This window comes from Skermanella sp. (assembly GCF_059503625.1).
Map to the genome: position 1 here is coordinate 1 of NZ_JCACHA010000368.1, position 2,651 is coordinate 2,651.

A 2,651-nucleotide genomic window follows, 5' to 3' on the forward strand; every position below is an offset into this window, starting at 1 on the left:
AGCATCACCTATGCCCTCTGCCACGCCGCTTGAATGACCAAAGTCGAGGTGAGAGGTCTGTAAGTTCCTCCGCTCTTGTGCCCGCCGCAGTCGTCTGCTCCGGCTTCGTCTTGTCACCGCCGTGTTCGCCATGCTGGAAGCTGCATAGGCGGACCATCTCCTCCGTCTCTTATCCCCGGATTAATGCGAGTGCTGGCATTAGCGAGCAATCGAGAGTTTCCCTGTTTCCTTTTTCGAGGGGGCTGAGCTCCGCGATGAGTGTCAGATCCTTACCAGATGCAAAGCAACTTGGTCTTTCGGTTTGACATTCCGTTGGCGGCCACGCTGGGCGCTCCGAACTATCTTCCCGACCGCACGTTTTTGGAGCCCTGATCCCGTTAGGTTGACCGCTCGCCATCGAGCGGCAGTCGCGGTTGCCTCCGGGGCCAGGTCGGCCAAGCCAGGGGGGCTCTAGGCTGTGCCGCCGCCAGGACCGGAGCATTCGCATGGACACAGTGATCAACCTGGTGAACACAGCACTTTGGGGCTACGTGCTGATTTATGGACTGCTCGCGGTCGGAGTCTTTTTCACGTTACGCCTACGCTTCATCCAGATCTTCCACTTCCCGGAGATGATCCGCAACATCACCGGCGCCAAGCAGGCAGACCGGGCTGGGATCACCCCTTTCCAGGCACTCTGCACCAGCCTCGCCTCCCGCGTCGGCACCGGGAACATTGCGGGAGTCGCGGTCGCGCTGACGCTTGGTGGACCTGGCGCAATCTTCTGGATGTGGATGGTCGCGGCTTTTGGCATGGCTACAGCCTTCGCGGAGAGCACACTTGCCCAGCTCTACAAAGTGCGCGACGAGGAGGGGCGCTATCGCGGAGGTCCCGCCTTCTACATCGCACGCGGGCTCGGCGCGCCCTGGGCAGGCGGATTGTTTTCCGTTTGCCTGATCCTTTCCTTCGGGTTGGTTTTTAACGCAGTCCAGGCCAACTCCATCGCCGATGCGATGGAGGGTGCCTTCGGCCTGCCCAAGCTCGCCACCGGGGTCACGCTCGCCGCGCTGGCCGGTGTGATCATTTTCGGCGGCATCGCGACCATCGCCCGCGCGGCGGAGGTGATCGTGCCCGTGATGGCGCTGGGTTACATCGCGGTCGCGCTTTATGCGGTCGTGGCCAACATCACAGAAGTACCCTCGATGTTGGCGCTGATCGTACGTTCCGCCTTCGGGCTGGAGCCAGCGACAGGCGGCGTCGCAGGCTCCATGGCGGCCGCGATGCTAAACGGCGTCAAGCGCGGTCTTTTCTCAAACGAGGCAGGGATGGGCAGCGCACCCAACATCGCCGCGGTAGCGACGCCCGACCCGCATCACCCGGCCAGCCAGGGCTTAGTGCAGTCCCTCGGCGTCTTCATCGACACCCTGGTGATCTGCACTGCGACCGCGTTGCTCATCCTGCTCTCGGGCGTGTTGCAAACGGGCACCGAGGCCAACGGCACGCAGCTAACGCAGGAAGCGTTGGGTGTGCATATCGGTGCCGTCGGCCCGTATTTCGTGGCCATCGCGGTGCTGTTCTTCGCCTTCACTTCGATTATCGGCAACTACGCCTATGCGGAGAACGCGCTGGTCTTCCTGGGCCTCGGCCATCGTGCCGGGCTTGTCACGCTGCGCATCGGCGTGCTGGCGATGGTAATATGGGGGGCGATGGAGAGCGTCGCGACGGTGTTCAATGCGGCCGATGCCTCCATGGGGCTGATGGCGACGATCAACTTGGTTGCGATCCTACTGCTCTCTGGCCTCGTTGTGCGGCTGGCGCGCGACTACGCCTCCAAGCGGCACCGCGGGGAGGAGCCGCTCTTCCTAGCTAGCGAGATGCCGGAGCTTGCCGGGCAGATCGACCCTGAAATCTGGCGGCGGCGCTGAGCGCCGCGGCGGCTGTGGGGCGGCCAAGGGACGCTGACCCATCGCTCCATGCGGCAGCGCCACGGTCTTACAATCTGGACATACCGCAGGAGAGCTCGACCGTCGCGCACTTCCTTGATGAGGACCTCGATGACGTCATTGCGCCCTTGTGGAGGCGGGCCTGGATAGGTTCCACGGATTGGGTCTCCTACAAAAATACGCTTTCGGGGTGCGGTGAGCGTACCGAGCTGTTCCAATCCTGGTCGCGTCGACCGTCTTCGCCATCCTCTATGATCAGACAGGCAAGCTTGCCGTCCCCGTAGTCCGGCCGTTCTGGCCGGTGCCGCGGAGCTCTGCCGGTAGGTCTCGCCCCATGGACCTGAAACACCTGTTTGGCGACGTCGAGACCGACCGTCGCTACCTGCATGGCCGCCTCCCCTCAGGCTTCGATACACCGTGGCCAGCTTGCCACAGACAGTGCGAGGAAGCGGGGACCGTCCATCCCATCAGGCATGGTTCGCCCATCCCCGGCCGCAGCCGCACGCAGGAGCCGTCAGAGGCACTGCCTCTGGCCGGTCTGCCGCGCTTCGGCTGGCTCTGCAGGACCTTCGCCCCTCGCCTCGCCAGATGCGCTCCGTACGCTTCCAGTTCATCGCCTAGTCCGTGTCCAGCAACGCGCGCTCCCGCTCCAACTCCTTCGCCCGCTTCACGTGGATCTAGAGCATTTCAGGTTTAGTCGAACGCGTAGCCTGAGTTGGCAAGGTAGTT

1 protein-coding gene is annotated in these 2,651 nt (G+C 63.3%); it reads left to right on the forward strand.

Translation table 11 applies throughout. The features are described 5' to 3' along the window. Positions 1-485 precede the first annotated feature (485 nt). On the forward strand, positions 486-1,904 hold the full coding sequence (locus tag AC5JJ6_RS08270; protein WP_496041577.1) for an alanine/glycine:cation symporter family protein: 1,419 nt from the start codon (positions 486-488) through the stop codon (positions 1,902-1,904). The last annotated feature ends 747 nt before the right edge of the window (positions 1,905-2,651 follow it).